The sequence below is a fragment of the Paracoccus sp. Arc7-R13 genome (assembly GCF_004010775.1).
In the GTDB taxonomy this organism is placed as follows: Bacteria; Pseudomonadota; Alphaproteobacteria; order Rhodobacterales; family Rhodobacteraceae; genus Paracoccus; species Paracoccus marcusii.
Genome location: NZ_CP034815.1, coordinates 15523 through 34620, shown reverse-complemented (window position 1 = coordinate 34620; position 19098 = coordinate 15523). Strand labels below are relative to the sequence as shown.

The 19098-nt window shown below is 59.2% G+C and carries 23 protein-coding genes and 3 pseudogenes; 6 read left to right on the top strand and 20 right to left on the bottom strand.

From position 1 onward, the window contains the following. Positions 1 to 321: 321 nt before the first annotated feature. Positions 322 to 450: pseudogene (locus tag EOJ32_RS20585) on the top strand (MFS transporter); the annotation flags it as partial. Between the two features lie 129 nt (positions 451 to 579). Here the strand turns inward: EOJ32_RS20585 and EOJ32_RS19270 are convergent. The 11 genes from EOJ32_RS19270 to EOJ32_RS19220 form a co-directional block, all read right to left on the bottom strand. Next, the gene (locus EOJ32_RS19270) at positions 580 to 777 is read right to left on the bottom strand and encodes a heavy-metal-associated domain-containing protein (RefSeq protein WP_042246697.1); all 198 of its coding nucleotides are present in this window, start codon (positions 775 to 777) and stop codon (positions 580 to 582) included. A gap of 21 nt (positions 778 to 798) precedes the next feature. Further along, positions 799 to 3132, bottom strand: coding sequence for a heavy metal translocating P-type ATPase (locus EOJ32_RS19265; RefSeq protein WP_127899937.1), 2334 nt, complete (start codon positions 3130 to 3132; stop codon positions 799 to 801). A gap of 71 nt (positions 3133 to 3203) precedes the next feature. Next, a complete protein-coding gene (locus EOJ32_RS19260; RefSeq protein WP_127899936.1) occupies positions 3204 to 3689 on the bottom strand; it encodes a DUF305 domain-containing protein in 486 nt (161 codons plus the stop codon). A 163-nt stretch (positions 3690 to 3852) separates the two neighbouring features. Then, the gene (locus EOJ32_RS19255; protein ID WP_127899935.1) at positions 3853 to 4614 is read right to left on the bottom strand and encodes a MauE/DoxX family redox-associated membrane protein; all 762 of its coding nucleotides are present in this window, start codon (positions 4612 to 4614) and stop codon (positions 3853 to 3855) included. A 9-nt stretch (positions 4615 to 4623) separates the two neighbouring features. Then, entirely contained in the window at positions 4624 to 5079 is a 456-nt protein-coding gene (locus EOJ32_RS19250) for a DUF411 domain-containing protein (RefSeq protein ID WP_240542619.1), read from the bottom strand. Continuing rightward, on the bottom strand, positions 5076 to 5537 hold the full coding sequence (cueR, locus tag EOJ32_RS19245; protein ID WP_042246686.1) for a Cu(I)-responsive transcriptional regulator: 462 nt from the start codon (positions 5535 to 5537) through the stop codon (positions 5076 to 5078). Before cueR ends, EOJ32_RS19250 begins: the two co-directional genes overlap by 4 nt. 135 nt (positions 5538 to 5672) lie before the next feature. Next, entirely contained in the window at positions 5673 to 6158 is a 486-nt protein-coding gene (locus EOJ32_RS19240; RefSeq protein ID WP_042246683.1) for a DUF305 domain-containing protein, read from the bottom strand. A 355-nt stretch (positions 6159 to 6513) separates the two neighbouring features. Further along, on the bottom strand, positions 6514 to 6795 hold the full coding sequence (locus EOJ32_RS19235; RefSeq protein ID WP_042246680.1) for a copper-binding protein: 282 nt from the start codon (positions 6793 to 6795) through the stop codon (positions 6514 to 6516). Between the two features lie 17 nt (positions 6796 to 6812). Next, a complete protein-coding gene (locus tag EOJ32_RS19230; RefSeq protein ID WP_127899934.1) occupies positions 6813 to 7292 on the bottom strand; it encodes a plastocyanin/azurin family copper-binding protein in 480 nt (159 codons plus the stop codon). Positions 7293 to 7326: 34 nt separating this feature from the next. Further along, positions 7327 to 8694 carry a multicopper oxidase family protein gene (locus EOJ32_RS19225; RefSeq protein WP_127899933.1) on the bottom strand — a complete coding sequence of 456 codons (1368 nt, stop codon included), beginning with the start codon at positions 8692 to 8694 and terminating at the stop codon, positions 7327 to 7329. Continuing rightward, complete coding sequence (locus tag EOJ32_RS19220) at positions 8691 to 10094, bottom strand: TolC family protein (RefSeq protein ID WP_240542618.1); 1404 nt, start codon at positions 10092 to 10094, stop codon at positions 8691 to 8693. Before EOJ32_RS19220 ends, EOJ32_RS19225 begins: the two co-directional genes overlap by 4 nt. A gap of 193 nt (positions 10095 to 10287) precedes the next feature. Between EOJ32_RS19220 and EOJ32_RS19215 the strand changes: the two are divergent. Next, a pseudogene (locus EOJ32_RS19215) lies at positions 10288 to 10893 on the top strand (IS481 family transposase); the annotation flags it as partial. Positions 10894 to 11109: 216 nt separating this feature from the next. On the opposite strand, the gene EOJ32_RS19210 reads toward EOJ32_RS19215, so the two are convergent. Continuing rightward, positions 11110 to 12390, bottom strand: a complete 1281-nt coding sequence (locus EOJ32_RS19210) for an IS110 family transposase (protein ID WP_045983797.1) — start codon at positions 12388 to 12390, stop codon at positions 11110 to 11112. A 136-nt stretch (positions 12391 to 12526) separates the two neighbouring features. Between EOJ32_RS19210 and EOJ32_RS19205 the strand changes: the two are divergent. Beyond that, positions 12527 to 12892 (top strand): annotated as a pseudogene (locus EOJ32_RS19205) (integrase core domain-containing protein); the annotation flags it as partial. 187 nt (positions 12893 to 13079) lie between these two features. Here the strand turns inward: EOJ32_RS19205 and EOJ32_RS19200 are convergent. The 8 genes from EOJ32_RS19200 to EOJ32_RS19170 form a co-directional block, all read right to left on the bottom strand. Further along, entirely contained in the window at positions 13080 to 13487 is a 408-nt protein-coding gene (locus EOJ32_RS19200; protein WP_127899931.1) for a hypothetical protein, read from the bottom strand. A gap of 114 nt (positions 13488 to 13601) precedes the next feature. Further along, a complete protein-coding gene (locus EOJ32_RS19195; protein ID WP_052714941.1) occupies positions 13602 to 14135 on the bottom strand; it encodes a murein L,D-transpeptidase family protein in 534 nt (177 codons plus the stop codon). Between the two features lie 26 nt (positions 14136 to 14161). Beyond that, positions 14162 to 14638, bottom strand: coding sequence for a DUF411 domain-containing protein (locus EOJ32_RS19190; RefSeq protein ID WP_072298565.1), 477 nt, complete (start codon positions 14636 to 14638; stop codon positions 14162 to 14164). 61 nt (positions 14639 to 14699) lie between these two features. Beyond that, positions 14700 to 15179, bottom strand: a complete 480-nt coding sequence (locus EOJ32_RS19185) for a cytochrome c (RefSeq protein ID WP_127899929.1) — start codon at positions 15177 to 15179, stop codon at positions 14700 to 14702. Next, the gene (locus EOJ32_RS20555) at positions 15176 to 15304 is read right to left on the bottom strand and encodes a hypothetical protein (protein WP_256370522.1); all 129 of its coding nucleotides are present in this window, start codon (positions 15302 to 15304) and stop codon (positions 15176 to 15178) included. The genes EOJ32_RS19185 and EOJ32_RS20555 overlap by 4 nt, the downstream gene beginning before the upstream one ends. Before the next feature lie 238 nt (positions 15305 to 15542). Then, positions 15543 to 15884 carry a hypothetical protein gene (locus tag EOJ32_RS19180; RefSeq protein ID WP_127899928.1) on the bottom strand — a complete coding sequence of 114 codons (342 nt, stop codon included), beginning with the start codon at positions 15882 to 15884 and terminating at the stop codon, positions 15543 to 15545. Positions 15885 to 16019: 135 nt separating this feature from the next. Then, entirely contained in the window at positions 16020 to 16295 is a 276-nt protein-coding gene (locus EOJ32_RS19175) for a type II toxin-antitoxin system mRNA interferase toxin, RelE/StbE family (protein ID WP_081994710.1), read from the bottom strand. Next, complete coding sequence (locus EOJ32_RS19170) at positions 16288 to 16581, bottom strand: type II toxin-antitoxin system RelB/DinJ family antitoxin (RefSeq protein WP_081994709.1); 294 nt, start codon at positions 16579 to 16581, stop codon at positions 16288 to 16290. The genes EOJ32_RS19175 and EOJ32_RS19170 overlap by 8 nt, the downstream gene beginning before the upstream one ends. A 694-nt stretch (positions 16582 to 17275) precedes the next feature. Between EOJ32_RS19170 and EOJ32_RS19165 the strand changes: the two genes are divergently transcribed. The 3 genes from EOJ32_RS19165 to EOJ32_RS19155 all read left to right on the top strand — a co-directional run bounded on the left by EOJ32_RS19165 (position 17276) and on the right by EOJ32_RS19155 (position 18905). Then, a protein-coding gene (locus EOJ32_RS19165) for an IS5 family transposase (RefSeq protein WP_127897843.1) occupies positions 17276 to 18033 on the top strand; the annotation gives its coding sequence in 2 pieces (ribosomal slippage) (positions 17276 to 17600 and positions 17600 to 18033; 759 coding nt in all). Positions 18034 to 18207: 174 nt separating this feature from the next. Continuing rightward, positions 18208 to 18501, top strand: a complete 294-nt coding sequence (locus tag EOJ32_RS19160; RefSeq protein WP_127899927.1) for a hypothetical protein — start codon at positions 18208 to 18210, stop codon at positions 18499 to 18501. Continuing rightward, entirely contained in the window at positions 18498 to 18905 is a 408-nt protein-coding gene (locus EOJ32_RS19155) for a hypothetical protein (RefSeq protein WP_127899926.1), read from the top strand. The genes EOJ32_RS19160 and EOJ32_RS19155 overlap by 4 nt, the downstream gene beginning before the upstream one ends. Positions 18906 to 19098 lie beyond the last annotated feature (193 nt).

Sequence of the window (19098 nt, the reverse complement as noted above, 5' to 3'; positions counted from 1 at the left end):
ATGTTAGATCAGAAGCCCATGCGGGCATTCTCATTCCAACGCGCCTTCATCCTAATGGATTTCAACAACAGGGTATTTTTCATCTTTCCCCAGAAGCATCCCCGGAATTTGTGGATAACTTCGTACCATCCAACAGCCTTCGATCCTAAGGGTCGTTTTAGTTAATAATCGTAATCGAGTTTGCTGAATCGGCATGAACAGAGCGGAAAAGTTACATAATATAGCTTATAAAATTTCTTGGTGACGCGGGGGGGTCTATTCTGAAATGCGACAAGCCATGATTTATTGGTGTTTTCAGATCGAGGATCTCCCCCGTGATGTCGCATCTCAGGGGGCATCCGCATTCATCTGGCCACGCCCCGTCTGCGCGGATTGCTGGCGCTGACCATGGCCGCCGCGGCGGCGGCCATGGTCCTGGTCAACTCGGTCATGCTGGTGCGGGGTACGCTTGATAACCTACAGCCTCGTGTCTGGATAAGCACGAATGAGGTATGAGCATGATACATTTTGATAAGGCAGATGGGCCAGTCGCCTGATACGCCCATTGCGGCGACTGAACATCCGGCCCAACACTTTAATTCAGGCCAGAGTGGCGGGGTATCCTGCTGCGGCCAGTGCCACTTGAAGGTTGTCCGGCTTAGCCCGGCTTTCCAAAGCGATCGTTCGTAACGCCATGTCGAACTCGATCTGTGCCTCGGGGTCGATTGCATGGATGGTCTTTTGCACCGTTGCCTTGCAGTGGCCGCAGCTCATGTTGGGAATATTGAATGTCGTCATTTGTTTTTCCTTTTTGCTTTCTTACAGATCCACCCGCCGCAGGCGGAGGGCGTTGGTAATAACCGAAACGGAGGACAGGCTCATCGCCGCAGCTGCGATCATCGGTGACAGCAAAGTCCCGGTGATGGGGTAAAGCAGACCTGCCGCAATTGGCACGCCAAGCGCATTGTATGCGAAGGCGAAGAACAGGTTCTGCTTGATGTTGCGCAATGTCGCCCGCGCCAGCTTGCGTGCCCGGACGATGCCCATCAGGTCACCACCCAGAAGGGTTATCCCGGCGCTTTCCATGGCCACGTCCGCGCCCGTGCCCATGGCGATGCCGACATCGGCAGCGGCCAGTGCGGGCGCGTCGTTCACCCCGTCTCCCGCCATGGCGATCTTGTGTCCCTCGCGGCGCAACTGGTCGATCAGGTCTTTTTTGGCTTCCGGAAGGACACCTGCGCGGACTTCGTCGATGCCGAGCTTGCTCGCCACAGCCTGTGCCGTGCGCTCGTTGTCACCCGTCGCCATGATGACGCGCAGCCCCTGTGCGTGGAGTTCGCGGATCGCTTGCGCGGTACTTTCCTTGATTGGGTCGGCGACCGCCACGATGCCGGCCAGGGCACCATCGACAGCGATGAACATTGCCGTCTTGCCCTCGGCGCGCAGGGTATTGGCCTTCGCCTCGGCCGTGCCCGTGTCTAGTCCCATCTCCTGCATCATCGCCGCGTTGCCGAGCGCCACTACCCGTCCGCCAACCGTGCCGCGCACGCCTTTGCCGGTGACGGCTTCAAAATCCACTGCCTCTTGTCGCCCCGCGCCCTGCGCTTCGGCGCCTTCGACGATCGCTTCGGCCAGCGGGTGTTCCGAGCCGCGCTCGAGCGCTGCCGCCAGGGACAGCAAGTCCGCTTCGGTCCTGTCCCCCAGCACCACGGTATCCGTCAGCTTTGGCTTGCCCATGGTCAGCGTGCCGGTCTTGTCGACAATCAGGGTATCGACCCCCGCCATCCGCTCCAGCGCTTCGGCATCCTTGATCAGCACACCCGCCTGTGCGCCCCGCCCCGCCGCGGTGGTGATCGATATCGGCGTGGCCAGCCCAAGGGCGCATGGGCAGGCAATGATCAGGACTGACACGGCCGAGGCAATGGCAAAGACCAGCGAGGGCTCGGGGCCGAAAATTAGCCACACGAGGAAGGCTAAGATTGCGATACCGACCACCGTTGGCACGAACACTGCCGAGACCCGGTCGGCCATCCCCTGGATCGGGGCACGGGACCGCCGCGCGTTCGAGACCATCGCCACGATCTGCGCAAGAACCGTGTCGGCGCCGACCTTGCCCGCTTCGATCACGAGGCTGCCGTTCTTGTTGATCGTGGCCCCGGTCACTGCATCGCCTGAACTTTTCTCCACCGGCATCGACTCGCCGGTCAGCATGCTCTCGTCCAGGGATGAGCGGCCCTCGATCACTATGCCGTCCACCGGCACCGCATCGCCCGGGCGCACGCGGAGCCGGTCACCTTCCATGATGTTTTCCAAAGGCGCGTCATATTCCGAGCCATCCGGCAGGATACGCCGCGCGGTCTTTGGTGCGAGATCGAGCAGCGCTCGAATAGCATCCCCAGTGCGTTCTCGTGCCCGCAATTCCAGAACCTGACCCACGAAGACCAAAGCCACGATCACCACGGCCGCCTCGTAGTAGGTGCCGACACCATGACCCATTCGGTAGGCATCGGGAAATACGCCGGGCAGGAAAGTCGCGACGAGCGAATAGAGATAGGCCGCGCCCACGCCAAGACTGATCAACGTCCACATGTTCGGTGATCGGTTTACAAGCGAGTCCCAGCCTCGCTTGAAGAAAGGCAAGGCGGCCCAGAGGATAATAGGCGTCGCCAGAACGAATTCGAGATAGCTCGCGATTTGGTGGCCAATCCAGTCCCGCACCGGCAGAGCGACCAGTTCACCCATTGTCAGGATGACCAGTGGCACTGCGGCGGCGGCTGAAATCCACATGCGCCGAGTGAAGTCGGTCAGTTCCTCGCTCGGCTCGTCCGAGGGCAGCATCGGTTCGAGCGCCATGCCGCAGATCGGACAGTCGCCGGGCACATCGCGGACAATCTCCGGGTGCATCGGACAGGTATACTGAGCGTTGGCCGGAGCGGCCTTTTTCTGTCCTGCGGCTCTGCCGGAAGCGTAGAACCACGGATCTACCTTGAACTTGGTCTGGCATTTTTCCGAACAGAAATGGAAAGTCTTGTCTCCGAACTCCGCTCGACGCCCGTCAGCCTTGACCGCGACCGTCATCCCGCAGACCGGGTCCTTTGCCGTCTCGGTCCCCGCAGGGATGTCGAGCGCCGAGTGATGATGATCGTGATCCATGTCCTGCCAACTTTCTACTGATGTTCTTCCATCTAAGATGCCCGGGGAGTGACACCCTCATTTGATGTGATTCAGTTAGCCTCCACGCGGGGAGTGCCCGCAGGTGCGTCGCCATTCGCCTCGATATCGGCGATGTACCGTTTCATTTCTGCGATCTCGTTGCGCTGCGCCTCGATGATCGCGTCAGCAAGGTCCCGGACCCTTGGATCGGAAATATCCGCGCGCTCACTGGTCAGGATAGCGATAGAATGGTGGGGGATCATCGCCTTCATCCAGGCAAGATCCTCGACCGTCTCCTGGCTTCGCACCAGCCAGAGGGACAGAACGAACGCCAAACCAGCGCCAACGAAAATCGCAATGTTCTTCTTTCGATCGGTATACATGCCCAACATGAAGGCGAGCATGATGACCGCCATGACCGATCCCATGTAAATCGCCATCCACATGCGGGTCTGCGAAAACTCGATGTGATCAATCGAGTAGGTATTGAGGTACATCAGCCCATACATGACGATGGTAGAGGTCGCGATCATCGCGAAAAAGCGGCCATATCCCATGATATGTCTCCGTTTCTATTTTAGGTTTCTCTTGAAGCCGGAACATTGAGGCTGTGCCTCATGGTCGGAATGATCCATTTTCATCTTCGGCTACAGGCACAGTAGAACTTTTCGCCTGCAGCCGTTTGCGCTGCAAAGCGCGGCTCTCTATCGAATAGCGTGCTCAATGCCCGAGCATCGTAACCTTGATCAGCATCCAGATGGCCATGGCGATCATCATCAGGTTCTCTGTCAGCGAGACGAAGCCTAGGGGCACGTTGCTGTCACCACCGACGCAGGCGCATTTGATCTCTCGCTTGTCGATGTAGACCGCTTTGTAAACCGACACAGCGCCAATGGTGCCGATGAAGAGGGCCACCGGGATCGACAACCACATCAGCGCGCCCGCGACCATCAGGACGCCTGCCAGACCCTCGGCGAAGGGATAGACGTAGCCGTAACGAACCCACCTCTGGGCCAGCAGATCATAATTCAGGAACATCGTGGCGAAGCTGTCCACGTCCTTCAGTTTCTGCAAGGCCAGGAGACACATCGCGAAGGCCACGAACCATTCCGCCGCAGCCACCGTGAAGAGCTGGCCGAACGCCGCCCAACTGGTGGCCAGGGCCATGGCGGCTGCCATGGCGAACAGGGCGATCACTGGCCGATAGGTCGTCGCGGTCTTGTCGCGAACGGTCTTGCCGAAATGACGCCGCAGGTCGTCATAGCCGCCGATCCGCTGGCCGCCGATGAAGGTCTGCGGCGTGGTCTGGACGTCATGCTGCTCCTTGAAGGCATCGACCTCGCCGCGGGTCGTCAGATGATGGTCCTCGACGCGGAAGCCTTGGCGCTTGAGCAGATCGAGCGACTTGAGTCCGTAGGGACACATGTGTTTGGTCATGACCATCCGATGGAGGGTCGCGGTTCCAGGCGATGCTGATGGCATGGGGCCCCCTTAATAGCTTGCGAATATGTTTGTGCCGGAATCGCTCCAGAGAATGACTTCGAACGGCTCCGTTTGATCGCCCATCTCCATGCCGGGAGATCCGATCGGCATTCCCGGAACTGCCAGACCAAGGACATCGGGGCGCTGATCCAGCAGGGTGCGGATGGCCTCGGCCGGAACATGGCCCTCGATCACATAGCCCTCGACAAGGGCGGTGTGGCAGGACCGAAGAGGCTGGGGCACGGCATGCTGATCCTTGAAGGCCTCGACGTCATCGGACAGAGTTTCTTCGACGGCAAAACCACTGTCTCGCAGGTGATCGATCCAGGCTCCGCAACAGCCGCAATCGGGTGATCGAACCACCGCGATTAGAGTGTCTTGGGATGTGGACACCGCCCCCAGCACCGATGTTGCGGGAATGAGGACCGCGGCGAGCGTTCCGATGAACAGGCGTCTGTCGATCACGATGTGATCCTTTCGTTGATGTTGGCGTGGGGACCGGCATGATTTGAGCGTCTGCCCGAGGCAGGGAATGCTTCCGTTTCCAGATTATGCAGGATCGGGCAGTCCGGGCGCTCGTCTCCGGCGCAGGATCGCACCAGCGTCTCCAACGTGTCGGCCATGTCCTGCAGGTGGGTAATCTTGTGGCGGAGATCCTGGATCCGGGCTTGTGCCAGTGCTTTGACATCGGCGCTACGCCGGTCGGTGTTACGCCACAGATCCAACAGGTCGGTGATTTCGCTGATCGGAAAGCCCAGATCCCGCGACCGTGCAATGAACCGAAGCATGTGAACGTCTGCATCGGCGTAGTTTCGATACCCCGAGGCTGTGCGCGCAGCTAGGGGGATCAACCCGGTCTGCTCGTAGTAGCGGATCATCTTGGCCGATACACCCGAGAGGGCAGAGGCGTCTCCGATGTTCATGGGCTGGGCTCCGTTCGTTGTGCGGAACAGATATGGGGCTTCCCATCATGGGAAGGTCAAGGGCCGCCAGTGTTCTTTATGAGTGTCTTCCGGTTGAGAACCGCGCGGCGTCATGCCGCGCGGTTCAAGGCAGGCTCAGTTGGCGTTTTCAGCAAGCCACGTGGTCATCTGCTCCATCTCACCGACCTGGGCATCGATGATCTCTTGCGCGAGGGTGCGCATCTCATCGTCCTCGCCATGTTCGAGAAGCACCTCGGCCATGTCGATGGCACCCTGGTGATGGGCAAGCATGCCGCAAGCAAAGGCCACGTCGGCATCCTCGTTCATCATGCCGTCGTGCATGGCTGGCATCGTTACCATCATGCGACGCATGTTTTCCTGAACATGTTCCGGCATGGTTGCCAAATCCACGCCGCCCATACCCATCATGGCGCCCATGCCGTCAGACTGCGCATCGCCGCCCATCTGTGACCCGTCCATGCTTTCCGCGGGCATATCACTGGCGGGTGCAGCCATGGCGCACTGCTCAGGCATCTGGAATTCAGCGTCCTGAGCAAAGACGGGCGCAGTAAGGCTGGTCGCAGCAATCGCTGCGGCAATAAGGATCTTAACAGAACTCATCTCAGTCCTCCGTAAATTTGAGACATATGACGATGCTAAGCCTGTTCCTCAGAAAACTGAAACGTGCATGACGACATCATCGGGTTTTAACCCTGCTCTTCTCAGTTCCTTGTTCGACATGATACGCCCTGCCGGAACCGGTATCGTGTTTGTGGGGCGAGCCAGTCTTGACGAAGGCTCTGGTCTCTCCGGCGTGTTATCCACGGAAACTGATATTCCGCCCCCAGCATTTGGATTTGATCCTCTTGTGCTATGACTTCCTTCCTCAGCATAACCGACGCTTGCAGTGATACTGGCAGCCGCCAGTACGGACATGAACAACGTTCTCATTCTATAACCTCCAGCGCTTTCTGATTTATTCCAGAATTTCGGTAATGGTCAGCTTGCCGTTCACACGGTCAGCGGCGAAGCGGATGGCGGCACCCTCGCTGAGGCCATCGAGCATCTCAGGCTCCGCGACCTGGAAAACCATCTTCATGGCCGGCATATCCAGGTTCTTCAGCTCCTCATGATCGACGGTCACCTTGCTCCACTGGGTGTCGACCTTGGTGACGGTCCCATTGGTGATGTGTGTGTCAGCAAAGGCGCCTCCAGCAGAAAGGATCAGCGCAGCGGCAGTCAGTTGGATAAGTTTCATGGTCAGGTCCTCGGGGTTCAGGATTCGGTGACGTTCAGGGGGCCGTGCATGCCGGACTCGTAATGACCCAGCATCAGGCAGGCGAATTCGTACTCGCCCTCGTTTTCGAAGGTCCAAAGGATCTCGCCGGTCTCGCCCGGCTGAAGACGGACCGCGTTCGGGTCGTCATGTTCCATCTCGGGGAACCGCGCCATCAGCTCCTTGTGCTCGGCATTGGCCTCGACGGTATCCATGACGAACTCATGTTCCAGCTCGCCATCGTTGGTGATGACCAGACGGACGGTTTCACCGGACGCAAAAGACAGTTCCGAAGGCTCGAAGATCATCGTGCCCTCATCAGTCTCCCGCATCGAAATCTCGACGGATTTCATGTCTGCGGCGCCTTCGGCGGCCGGGGTCCCCATAGCATATTCGTCATGGCCGCCTTCATGGGTACCCGCTGCGAGCGCGAGGGCCGGGAAGAGAGAAATGGCAGTAACCAGCATCAACGATTTCATCGCGTTTTCCTTTATGGTGCTCGATAGGGTCAGATCAGCCCAACCGCTTGCCGCCACGCGGCGTCAGGATGGTTTCGGGGCTGTAGTTGCTGGCATGCTCGGGCAATTCGCCCGTCCATTCCCATGCCTGCGTACCGGGAGGGTTTTCATACCAACCCGGATCGGAATAGTCGTCAGGAGCGATGCCTTCGCGCACCTTCATGACAGAGAACATGCCGCCCATCTCCAGCGGACCATGCGGACCCCAGCCTGTCATCATCGGGATGGTGTTCTCAGGGATTTCCATGGACATCTCGCCCATGTCACCCATGCCTGCTGTTCCCATCGACATGTATCCGGGCTGGTGCCTGCGAACCATGTCGGTGACGCGGGTCTTGTTGGCGCCGATGATCGTGGGCAGTTCGTGACCCATGGCGTTCATGGTGTGGTGTGACTTGTGGCAGTGGAACGCCCAGTCCCCTTCATGAACGGCATCGAATTCGTAGGCACGCATCGCGCCTACCGGAATATCGATGCTGACCTCAGGCCAGCGGGCCTCCGGCCGGACCCATCCTCCATCCGTGCAGGTCACCTCGAAATCATAGCCGTGCATGTGGATGGGGTGATTGGTCATTGTCAGATTGCCGACACGCACCCGGACACGGTCGCCTTTGCTGGCGACAAGCGGGTCAATGTCCGGGAAAATGCGGCTGTTGAAGGTCCACATGTTGAAGTTCGTCATCTCGGCAACGCGCGGGATGTAGGTCCCGGGGTCGATGTCATAGGCGGCCAACAAAATCCCGAAATCCCGATCCACGGGCATGAAGGCCGGGTCACGCGGATGCACGATGAACAGCCCCATCATGCCCATGGCCATCTGGACCATCTCATCGGCATGAGGATGGTACATGAAGGTCCCGGATTTCACGAGATCGAACTCGTACACGAACGTCTTGCCCGAAGGGATGCCGGGATGGCTAAGGCCGGTCACGCCGTCCATTCCGGAAGGCAGGATCATGCCGTGCCAGTGTACGGACGTGTGTTCGGGCAGGCGGTTTGTCACATAGATGCGGACCCGCTCGCCCTCGATGGCCTCGATCGTTGGACCAGTGGACTGGCCGTTATAGCCCCACAGGCGCGCAATCATCCCATCGGCCATGACCCGTTCAACCGGCTCCGCGACGAGGTGAAATTCTTTGACGTTGCCGTTCATCCGATAGGGCAGTGACCAGCCATTCAGCGTGACGATCGGGTTGTATTCGATCCCGGACGTCGGTCGCGGCGGCACCTGCGTATAGGGACTGTCGGTACGAGCCGCTTCGGGCAGATCGCGAAACCGCGTTTCCGCCTGGCCCATGTTGACGGTCAAGGCCGCTGCCCCTGCCCCGATGCCCGCACCCATCAATTGTCTGCGATTCATCATTCGTCCTCTCCATTGTCACTTGCGCCACCCCAGATCGCGGCGGTGGCATCCGCCTCGGCGAGCCAATAGTCGCGCTTCGCCTCGGCAGCGCTTAGCTGCGAGTCCAACCCTTCACGGGCATCGTTCAGAAGCTCGAAGGTGGAGGTCAGCATGCCGTTGTAGCTCAGCAGCGCCTGCTCATCGATTTCGCGGCGCAAGGGCAGGACCTGATCGCGCCAGTGCAGGGCGATCTGATGCTTGCCTGTCACCGCCGTGTAGGCTGACCGCGCCTCCGACCTGGCATTGATCGCCGACTGCGCCAGGCCGTTGGCCGAGCGCAGGTATTCCAGCTTGCCGCGTCGGGAAATCAGGCCGCTGGTGTCGTAAACCGGAATGCTGAACGCGACGTCGACGATAGGCGAGCGTTCGTTCTCTCCGTCTTCCCGCTCGATTTCCGCTCCGGCCGCAACCTCCGCGTCCGACAGCATCCGGGTCTGGCCGTTCAGCTTGTAGCGCGCGGCCACAGCCTCCAACTCCAAGCGGCCCGCAGCCAGATCGACGCGGTTTTCCAGTGCCATCCGCTCGATATTGGACCGGTTCGGTGCGCTGCCGGGAAGTGCCGGCAGGCTGTCGGGAACATAGAACTCTGTCCCTGTGCCCCACAGGCCCAGCAGGCGAACCAGTTTTTCCTTGGCTATCTGTGCTTCCAGCCTTGCCTCGGCCCGTTCGGCTGCCAACTCTGCATTAAACACATGTTCCCGTGCCTGATCGGCACGGCTCAGCGCCCCTGTTTCGCCAAGCTGCGCGGCCAACTCGGATGCCGCATCCGCAGCACCTTGGGCTTGACCGACGAGTCCGGCGGCCTCGAACGCACCGACGGCCTCGATCCAGGTCCGGCGGGTTTCATGCGCCAGGGCCAAGGTTTCGCCCGCAGCGGCCAGTTGAGCCTGACGGAATTCCAGATCAGCAGCCCGTGTCCGGGATTTCTTCGTGACCATGTCCAGAATTGAGGACGCCACAGTGCCTTCCACGGACCGGGTGACATCACCGCTGACCAGCCCGGACACGGAGATGCCGACGCTCGGTACCGGTCCGAGGGCCGTCTCCCACAGGTCTGCCGCAGACATGCCCAGGTCGGCATAGCTGGCCTGCAGGCCGGGGTTGTTCAGAAGTGCCACCTGCACGGCCTGTTCGGCGCTGATCGTCTTTCCTTGAACGATGGCGCGCACGCGTTGCGCATGGGCCTGCCGTTCAGCCGGAGTCTGAAGCCACGCTGCCTCTGCCCCCGTCGCCTGCCGGGAGATCCCGGCAACAGTCTCGAACCCTGCCCGCTCGCCGCGGGCCTTGCTCATGGTCGCCGTATCCGCGCAGGCCGTCAGCAGCAGCAGCGCGCCCATCGATAGTCCCAATGCCGTCTTCATTCGACACCCGGGCCTTGGGCATTGTTCAGATCCGTCCAGTTTCCCGGCTCCTGAACGCTGCGGCTTCGATAGGTGACGGCGGGACCGGCTTGCAGGGTAGATGTTCCATCCCGGATGATCACATAGACCCTCGCCGGACCGCGTTCTTCGTGGCAAGATCGCTCCTGGCCGAGTTTCGGGACGGGAGGCGAGGATGCTGATCTCTCTTCACAAGCAGGCAGCGACGACACCGAAGATACGAGCTGCGATCCAGGCAAGCACTGAGCCGGCCTGGAGGGTGGCGGAGCGCTACGGCATCTCCATGCAGACCGTCTGGAAGTGGCGGAGCCGGGACAGCGTGCATGACCGAAGCCACACGCCGCACAGGCTTCAGTCGACGCTCACGCCCGCGCAAGAAGCTGTGGCAGTGGCACTGCGCAAGTCGCTGCTGTTACCGCTGGATGACCTGCTGTCGGTGGTGCGGGAGTTCCTGAACCCGCATGTTTCGCGTTCCGGGCTGGACCGCTGCCTGCGCCGGCATGGCGTGGGCAACCTGCGCGCCTTGAAGCCTGCTCTGCCACGGCCTGCACACGGGGCCTTCAAGACCTACGAGCCGGGCTACTTGCATGTCGACGTGAAATACCTGCCGCAGATGGCCGACGAGAGCCGCCGCCGGTATCTGTTCGTGGCCATCGACCGCGCCACGCGATGGGTCTTCGTGCGCATTTACCCAGCCAAGACTGCTGCCAACGCCCGCCGTTTTCTGCGCGATCTGGAACGCGCCGCGCCGATGACGATCACCCGTGTGCTCACCGACAACGTCCTAGCTCGGGAACAAATCGCCGTTTAGGGCATCAGATCACGGGGCATCCGAGCGACCGGATGCCCTTAAGATGTTTGCCCAAGCGGGCTCCGCCGTCAAGAAGTGGTCTCTTCCATAGCAAATACAGGGTCGGTCTGGTTGCCGCCCTCACCGTCCTTAAGACGAGATCCTAAATCCCAAGCGGAAGGCCCGAACATTATCTACGAGGTCGCGTCATGCGCCTCCACGGCCCTTTGAGAGAGAGGTCCTTCCGCTTGGGCTCGTCCCTTCGAAGAAGGGACGATAGGGTTCGCCGGATTTGATCACGGCGTGAATAGTGCGTGCCATCTTTGCAGCGATGGCGGTGTAGGCCTTGCGGCGTAGATCTGGGTTGTGGCGATCCTGCGCAATGTAACGCTCGAATTTGTCCCGGAAGCTATTCGCTTTCTTCAGAACCGCGGTCTGCCCTGCGAGCCACAAAGTGCGGCGCAGGCGGGCATTGCCATACTTGGATATCTTGCTTCGACCGCGAAACATGCCGGACTGGACGGTAGCAAGATCCATACCGCAGAACTTCAGGAACTGGCGGTGATGGTGGAACCGCCGCAGATCGCCGGTCTCGGCCAGAATGGTCAGCGCATTGATGGGTCCGATCCCCGGAATGGTGCGAAGCAGCTGATAATCCGGTCGGTCGCCCAGCAGTTCGACGGCGCGATCTTCGATTGCATTGCGCTGCCGGATTAGGCTCCTTCCCTCGGCCAGCATCATGCGGAACATACGAAGGGCGTCAGAATCTGGCGCGACGGGCAATCCTGCCGACACCTTTGCTGTCTCGTAAATATCTGACAACAGGAGAGACTTCTCGACCTTGCGCCCAACCACTTCCCAAGCAGTCTGAATGAACTCCTCCTTGGTCATGGCGCTGATCATGTGCGGAGAAGGGAACATCTCGAGGAACGCCAGAAACCAATCCGTCCGCGAACTGCGGTGGAAACGGTCGGCTTCCGGAAAGTAGAGCGGCAGGTAGTGGGTCAGGATGCGGTGCCAAAGCTCAGTCTTGGACCGCGACACCGCATCATGGGTCTTGGACAATTCCTGAATATCGTTCGTGCCGGCCACCATCGGGTCCTGGAAGATCTGCACCGCCCCGATCTGCAGCATGTGCAAGATAACTTGGGCATCCTTCGGATCATTTTTGTCCCAACTGTTGTGCAGCGCCTCCCGCGTCCGGGCCAAAGCGACCGAAGACACCAGCTTCAGGTCGAACCCGGCGACACCCAGATGATACATCAGCACCCGATGATAGTTGCCAGTTGCTTCAAAGCCGATCCGGACAGGCAGGCCGTATTCTCGCAAGATCGCGATGAGCCGCATGAAATCATCCGTGCTGTTGGTGATCGTCAGGCGCCTGCGACGCGTCTTGCCCGGGACAGCAATCAACACCTCGTGCCGGTGTTTGCAAATGTCGATGCCTACCAGAACAAGGGCATCCGAAGTATGCTCAATCTTGGCCATAGCCGGTCTCCTCTGTGGTGTGGTTAGCAAAGCCACCATAGAGACCCGAGACCCGGTTATGGCCGCCTGCTGCGCAATTTTGTAGGCTGCGCAGGCGGCCATAACCTTCAACGGTGGGTCATTCCCAACATGCTACGGCAAGGAGTTCACCGATCGTCTGTTCGGACTTCGCCGCCGGGGGCCCACCGGCAACCACGATTTCGACCGCCTCTGCGTCGACCTCGGTATCGAGCATCGCCTGGCCCCGCCGATGCACCCGCAAACCAATGGTATGGTCGAACGCTTCAATGGCCGGATCGAGGACGTCCTGCAGAGCCACCGCTTCCGCAGCGGCGAGGATCTCGAACAGACCATCCTGCGCTACGTCCGGCTATACAACGGTCAGCTCCCGCAATCAGTGCTGAAGGGCCGAACGCCCATCGATGCGCTCAAGGACTGGCAAAAACAAAGGCCGGACCTGTTCAGGAAGAGGCCGTATAATCACGTGGGATGTGACAGGTAGAGACCGGCGATGCGGCATCGGCGACAGTGACAAGCCCGGAGGACGTATCCAGAGGCGCCAGCGGGGCGCAAGCCGCCGCGACGAGCGGCATCGCAGCCGCAAACAGAAGTTTCATGTGATGAATCCGCTTTTAGATCAGAAGGGTGGTCGCCGCAGCCCGTTCAGGCGTCGGCTTGCAACGTTCGGATCAGGCCCGCGGAGGGCGGCGCAGTCCTTCGGAAACTGTCAACTCCACCAGCGGAGCCGTACGAACGGCCTCGATCATCTGGCTCATCAGAAAGGCCTGGGCCATATCACTGGAACTCAGAAATGCCGTAACCGGGCAGGCATGGGCCTTGCAATGCGAGCCATGTCCTTCGGAAGACGTGTCTTCGTTATGAACATGATCTTCGACGACGACAGTGTTCTGGAATGAGTGATCTGAACTGTCACCTGTGAGGTGCTTGGTATGATCGTCCCACCCACCGGCGGACGCGGCCGTCAACATCATGTCGCATTTCAGATCCATCGACGCGTTTCCAGCGGATGCAGTGACGCCCATCGAGACCAAAGTCACGATGAAGATCATAGCAAGCTGGCGCAGGACGTGGATCATAGGTGTTGTCTAATAGGGTAAAAGTTAGACATCAATGAATTTCCAGCGCGTTGCGCAGGAATGTTACCGCCTCGGTCATCTGTTGCCGTTGCTCGAACGTGATCATTCAAAGCCCTATGCATAAAGCATCACTGGGACTCCCGGCTGCAGCATGGCGTAGACATCCTCGATTTCCTGATCGGTGAGGGCGAGGCATCCGGCTGTCCAATCGCGGTTGCGTGGTGCGAGTGCGTTTCCTTCCGGACCCCGCCCGTGGAACATGATGTCGCTCCCCGCACTTCGACCGAACTGTGCGGCGTAAGCCTTGTCCTGATCGTTGGGGTAGGAAATGCCGACAGACAGGTGATATCTGCTGCGCGGATTGAAGCGGTCGATGAAATACAGCCCCTCGGGCGTCTTTCCGTCGCCTTCGAACTGCTTGGGACCGACCGGCTGGTTGCCCAGCCCAAAATCATAGGATCGCAAGACTGTCTGGCCGTTCAGCAAGTGCATCCGGCGTTGGCCCTTGTAGACAGCCACCTGTGTTACCGGCGGGCCGGAGTATCGCTTGAATTGCGGTGCAGGGGCCGAGCTGGGCCCTGACGATCCGCATGCAGCAAGGGATGCGAGCATAGCCAGCGACGCATGTCGGCGATTAAAGGTTATCATAGAGAGAGCTCCTTGGAGATCATGCTTCAGGCCGACGCAGCGGCGTATCGGTTAAAGATTGTGTGGCTTCCATCCTTGAGCACGAGCAGGACATCATAAGCCTCACGGCGGCTTTCCGGGCCCATTCCGGGGCTGCCATAGGGCATGCCCGGAACGGTCAGGCCAAGGGCGTCGGGACGCTCTTGAAGCAGTTTGCGGATATCGGTGGCTGGGACATGTCCTTCCACGAAATAGCCCTCGACCGACCCGGTGTGACAAGACGTCAGGTCGATGGGAACGCCGAGGTCGATCTTGTGCTGCATGAGAAGCGTGCCGAAACGCTCCTCACTCGTGACCTGAAAGCCGGCATTCTGAAGGTGCTGTGTCCATTGCCGACAGCATTCGCACCCCCTGCCCTCCACGACATGGATGGCGGTGGAAACAACAGGTAGCTGCCCGAATGCAGGCAGTGCGGTTACGGCGGCGGCGGCACACAACACGAAGCGACGGGTGACGAAGTTCAACGCCGATCCTCCCAGAAAAGGCGGCCAGGGGCCGCCGACAGGCTTGTGGATTTTGCTGCAATCATTCTTCCGGTCCCTCACGGTCGGAGACCTCGGCCTGATACTCGTATTGGCGCTTGGGCCATGTGCTTTTGATGTAGGCCAGGGTGGCGCGGATTTCTGCATCCGTCAGAACGCCATCGAAGGCCGGCATGTCGCTTTCATAGCCAGGCACGACACCACTGACCCCCAGCTTGGTCAGCGTGAAAAGCTGACTGTCGGAGTGGTGCCATGTATGCCCTGTTTCGTCATGGGGCGGTGCCGGCATCCGCCCGTTCTCCAGCGGACGTTTCCAGTCGGGCTGTCCTTCCAGGTCCGGGCCGTGGCATGACGCGCAATTTTGCGCGTAGAGTTCCTTTCCTTGCGCAATCTCTTGTGCGGTTACTGGAGCACCCTGAAAAGCAACTTCAGCCCTTTCGGACCGATTAACCTGTGCGAAAGCCGCCACGGCCGCCATACCGGCAAATGACAGTCCGACGAGCAACAGAACCTGTGATCTCATGACGGCCCTCGCAGGTACTTGAGAAGGGCAGCGATGCCCAGGACCAGGAGGGCCAGGGCGAGAAGCGCAAAGAGTCCGCAGCCCAGCACCATCATGCCCGTCATGGGGCTATTCATCATTGTCATGCCATTTCCCTCCGAAGAGGGTGGTCAAGCTCTATCCTTTAGATCGCGTCGGCCGGAGTAACTCCGGGAAAATGATGACTTTGGAGAGTTGCATGCAAAATCTTCTGCATAGGACACCTAACTATCTGGATTTGAAACGGGACTGCTGACCGAAGGGAAAGCAGCAGTCCTTGCAGGGGGCCAGCACAAGGGGGCAAAACCCGGTGCGCAAGCTTCGCCTGCCACAGAGGAAATCAGATCAGATGAGTGGGCGTGGGGGGCTTCGTAGCGGCAGCCAATTCAGGTCACTGAACATGACATCCGCAACCTGCCGCTTCGAGAGGCGCCGAGCGTGTCTGAGATCACAGGTCTGGAATTCAGGAACCGTGACGAAGCCCCCTGCCGCACAGATCAGATTGCAGCCCGCCGTTCCAATGTCACCCCTGTCACTGCAATCTTGGCATTCGGACATGCCGAGATGTGCCATTGCCATCATGCCGTCATCGGGCGCTGACGCGGCAGTCGCCGGCGCGGGCATCATCGATCCAACCGCAAAGACGGTGAAGGCGACAAGAAGGAGAGCCCGCAGATAGTTCTTCATGACTATCGAGTTAGCCGCATGTTGCAAAAAAATCCACGACAAGGTGATCGCGTTGCCGTGACCGGAACAGGATGGATCTGCCCGGGGCGCTGCCGCTGAGCCAGCGCCCGCCCTTGTCTTTCGACCGATCGCTTGTCAGGGCCACATCTGCGCGGCATGAAGCACGCGTAGGATCGTCACGACAGACGGCGTCTCAGCATAGATGACAATGTAGTTCGGGCGAACGACCAACTCACGTGTTCCCTGAACGCGTCCTGACCGGCACCGCTTGGGATGCATTGGAAGTTGCGCAACCTTCCCCTGAATTTCCTCCATCAGAGCAAGAGCAGCATCAGGATTGTCATCCGAGATATAGTCGACAATTGCCATGAGGTCGGCGACCGCGAAGGTGTTCCATTCGAGTTCAGGCACCCCGTTTGCCGTCGATCAATGCCCGGGCGTCACACATGACCTGGTCATGTGGAACGCCAGGCCGGGTGTCTGTCAGCGCTTCCTGCACCTTCGCACGAAACCAGCTATCATAGCTTTCAGGATTTGCAGTCAGACCGGCCGGCAGACCCCCTTCAGCCGCCACACGGGTCAGCAGGATACGGACTGCGTCTGATAGGGTCAGGCCTACACCTGCCAGTGCGCTACTGGCCTCTGCCTTGAGATGATCGTCCACTCGGACATGCAGCATTGAGGTATGGGTGGGCATTCAAGTCTCCTGTGTATCTCATATGAGATACACAATGACATAGGAGGATCAAGACTTGTTTGGCCTCATCTGGCTCAGCAGTGTGGAATGCTGCTTCAAGGCCATTCGTGCCTTTGGCATAGAAAGCTGACCTTGGGATGGTGCGGGAGCATCGATGCGCAGAGCCCAGAGCCGCCCTTCGCGCTGTCTGCAACGAATGCAGTCGCTGCAGAAGATTACGGCCCATTGCCGCCGGTCGACCCTTGCCAGACGCCATAGTGCAACTTCCTCAGACCGGACGCTGGTGCCAAGCGCAGCGAGATCGGCCGAGAAGCGTCCGCTACGCGGGACAAAGCTGCCTGCTCAGTTGGTCTTGTTCGAACGCTGCGCAAGATATCAGACGTCGCAAGCGCGCGTTTCGAATAAAAAGAGAAATTGGAAGGCGTCGAAGTCCGGTTCTCAAATGGCAGTGACTCATCTGGCGACGGCGCGTCCGAGTATCGTCGACCAGCGTTCACCGCAGGCGGTGACATCAGTTAGTAGAACTAGCTCTGCTGGCAATGTGATCCTCGATCAAAAGGATAGACGGGTTCGGAGCGTCGTTGCCGTTCGGCAGTCGAAAGGCCGCATACACAGTCCATAAGCATTCTTAGGCTCCAGACCCATTGATTTCAGGCGTTTGGCATGATTCAGGCTCCGCCAGGAGACCTGATCGATGAGCAATCTTTACTGGCTGAGCGATGCCCAGATGGAACGCCTGAAGCCGTTTTTTCCCAAGAGTCATGGCAAGCCCCGCGTCGATGATCGCCGCGTTCTCAGCGGCATAATCTTCATCAACCGCAATGGGTTGCGGTGGTGTGATGCGCCGAAGGAATATGGGCCCGCCAAGACCCTCTACAACCGTTGGAAGCGCTGGAGTGACAACGGGGTCTTCGCCCGGATCATGGTCGGCCTGGCCGCTGAGAGCGCCGATCACAAGACGATCATGATCGATGCGACCTATCTCAAGGCACACCGCACGGCGTCGAGCCTGTGCGTGAAAAAGGGGGGCGCGCACGCCAAATCGGGCGGACAAAAGGCGGCATGAACACCAAACTGCACGCCGTTGCCGATGCCACGGGGCGGCCGATCGGGTTCTTCATGTCGGCCGGCCAGGTCAGCGACTACACAGGCGCAGCGGCTCTTCTGGGCAGTCTGCCGAAGGCGGGTTGGCTGCTGGCTGACAGGGGCTACGACGCTGATTGGTTCAGAGAAGCGTTGAAAGACAAGGGGATAAAGGTCTGCATCCCCGGTCGAAAGTCCCGCAGGAAGGCCGTCAAATACGACAAGCGGCGCTACAAACGGCGCAACCGCATCGAGATCATGTTCGGCCGTCTGAAGGATTGGCGGCGCGTCGCCACCCGATACGACCGCTGCCCGGAAACCTTCTTCTCCGCGATCATGCTCGCCGCAACCGTCTTGTTCTGGCTGTGAAATTCAATGAGTCTGGACCCTAGCACCAAGCGAGAAACGAACACTGCCCCCAAGACCAAGGCCAGTCCGTCAAACGATCGTCTGGCTAGTCTTGTCGTTCCGCAACGTGCCGGATCGAAGCCAGGGGCACCATATACTCTCCGCCTGAGGGTCTTGGAGCGTCATGCCGAGGCGATGGAAAAACTTGAAGATCAAGGCATCCCGCGCACAACGGTTTTGAAAGCCGCCTATGCAAGCATGCCTGCAATCATCATTGAGCCACACTATGTCCCACAATCCACAGAGGCCAGTGGACCGGCAGAATGGAGCCATCGAATTACGGCTAAGGTTGATCCGCAAATCTTACGGTCAATTGCAGCAGCAGTCAGAAACGGCAACAAAGCCCCCAAGTCTGCGCTGCTCCTTGGTCAGATCGAGCCAAATTGGTTTTCAAGCTTGGATTCGATAATTAAGGATTTTGAAGGATGAAAGCATTTGTTACGGCAAGCGTTTTTGCTTTCTCGGCAGCTCCTGCATTTGCATGGGTGCAACAGACAGACTTTCGTGGACTTGAGATATTTGACTACGAGGCTGGAGCCGTGGATTTGCAGATCATCTGTGACCCCCAAGGCGCTTTTGTTCCACCAATTTTCTCTGCAACAATTTCGTTGGATGGGGTGGACTATGAAGGCGACCTAACTTTCAGATCGTCTGCTGGTACCTTCAACGCTCGTGCGATGAACGGGGGCATATCAGGGAATGATAGAGATAGCTGGACGAACATGATAAACGCCTTTCGCAGCAGCGCACAGATCGAGCTGGATGCTGGTGGTCGAACCTACCACTTAGACACAAGCGATCCCCTTTCAGTACCGTGCGGGATAGAAATTTAAAGCGACTGACCCATTCTGAATCGTCCTAACATAGTGCACCTTTTGAAAGCCTAGCCTGAGCCGGATTTGTCCACCCGTGGCCCATCTTGCGGCCACGGGCTTGCAGACCGCGAACGGAACGGCCCCCATAGAGCGAAGAGACGTGAGTGGGCTGTGGTCAAATCCATCCTGTAAAGCGGCACCTTTCCCCCCA

Bases quoted from the DNA above. Each gene is read 5' to 3' on its own strand.
- EOJ32_RS19270 (WP_042246697.1), bottom strand. From the start codon at position 777: ATGACGACATTCAATATTCCCAACATGAGCTGCGGCCACTGCAAGGCA.
- EOJ32_RS19265 (WP_127899937.1), bottom strand. From the start codon at position 3,132: ATGGATCACGATCATCATCACTCGGCGCTCGACATCCCTGCGGGGACC.
- EOJ32_RS19260 (WP_127899936.1), bottom strand. From the start codon at position 3,689: ATGGGATATGGCCGCTTTTTCGCGATGATCGCGACCTCTACCATCGTC.
- EOJ32_RS19255 (WP_127899935.1), bottom strand. From the start codon at position 4,614: ATGCCATCAGCATCGCCTGGAACCGCGACCCTCCATCGGATGGTCATG.
- cueR (WP_042246686.1), bottom strand. From the start codon at position 5,537: ATGAACATCGGAGACGCCTCTGCCCTCTCGGGTGTATCGGCCAAGATG.
- EOJ32_RS19240 (WP_042246683.1), bottom strand. From the start codon at position 6,158: ATGAGTTCTGTTAAGATCCTTATTGCCGCAGCGATTGCTGCGACCAGC.
- EOJ32_RS19235 (WP_042246680.1), bottom strand. From the start codon at position 6,795: ATGAAACTTATCCAACTGACTGCCGCTGCGCTGATCCTTTCTGCTGGA.
- EOJ32_RS19230 (WP_127899934.1), bottom strand. From the start codon at position 7,292: ATGAAATCGTTGATGCTGGTTACTGCCATTTCTCTCTTCCCGGCCCTC.
- EOJ32_RS19225 (WP_127899933.1), bottom strand. From the start codon at position 8,694: ATGATGAATCGCAGACAATTGATGGGTGCGGGCATCGGGGCAGGGGCA.
- EOJ32_RS19220 (WP_240542618.1), bottom strand. From the start codon at position 10,094: ATGAAGACGGCATTGGGACTATCGATGGGCGCGCTGCTGCTGCTGACG.
- EOJ32_RS19210 (WP_045983797.1), bottom strand. From the start codon at position 12,390: ATGGCCAAGATTGAGCATACTTCGGATGCCCTTGTTCTGGTAGGCATC.
- EOJ32_RS19200 (WP_127899931.1), bottom strand. From the start codon at position 13,487: ATGATCCACGTCCTGCGCCAGCTTGCTATGATCTTCATCGTGACTTTG.
- EOJ32_RS19195 (WP_052714941.1), bottom strand. From the start codon at position 14,135: ATGATAACCTTTAATCGCCGACATGCGTCGCTGGCTATGCTCGCATCC.
- EOJ32_RS19185 (WP_127899929.1), bottom strand. From the start codon at position 15,179: ATGAGATCACAGGTTCTGTTGCTCGTCGGACTGTCATTTGCCGGTATG.
- EOJ32_RS20555 (WP_256370522.1), bottom strand. From the start codon at position 15,304: ATGACAATGATGAATAGCCCCATGACGGGCATGATGGTGCTGGGCTGC.
- EOJ32_RS19180 (WP_127899928.1), bottom strand. From the start codon at position 15,884: ATGAAGAACTATCTGCGGGCTCTCCTTCTTGTCGCCTTCACCGTCTTT.
- EOJ32_RS19170 (WP_081994709.1), bottom strand. From the start codon at position 16,581: ATGCCCACCCATACCTCAATGCTGCATGTCCGAGTGGACGATCATCTC.
- EOJ32_RS19160 (WP_127899927.1), top strand. From the start codon at position 18,208: ATGGAAAAACTTGAAGATCAAGGCATCCCGCGCACAACGGTTTTGAAA.
- EOJ32_RS19155 (WP_127899926.1), top strand. From the start codon at position 18,498: ATGAAAGCATTTGTTACGGCAAGCGTTTTTGCTTTCTCGGCAGCTCCT.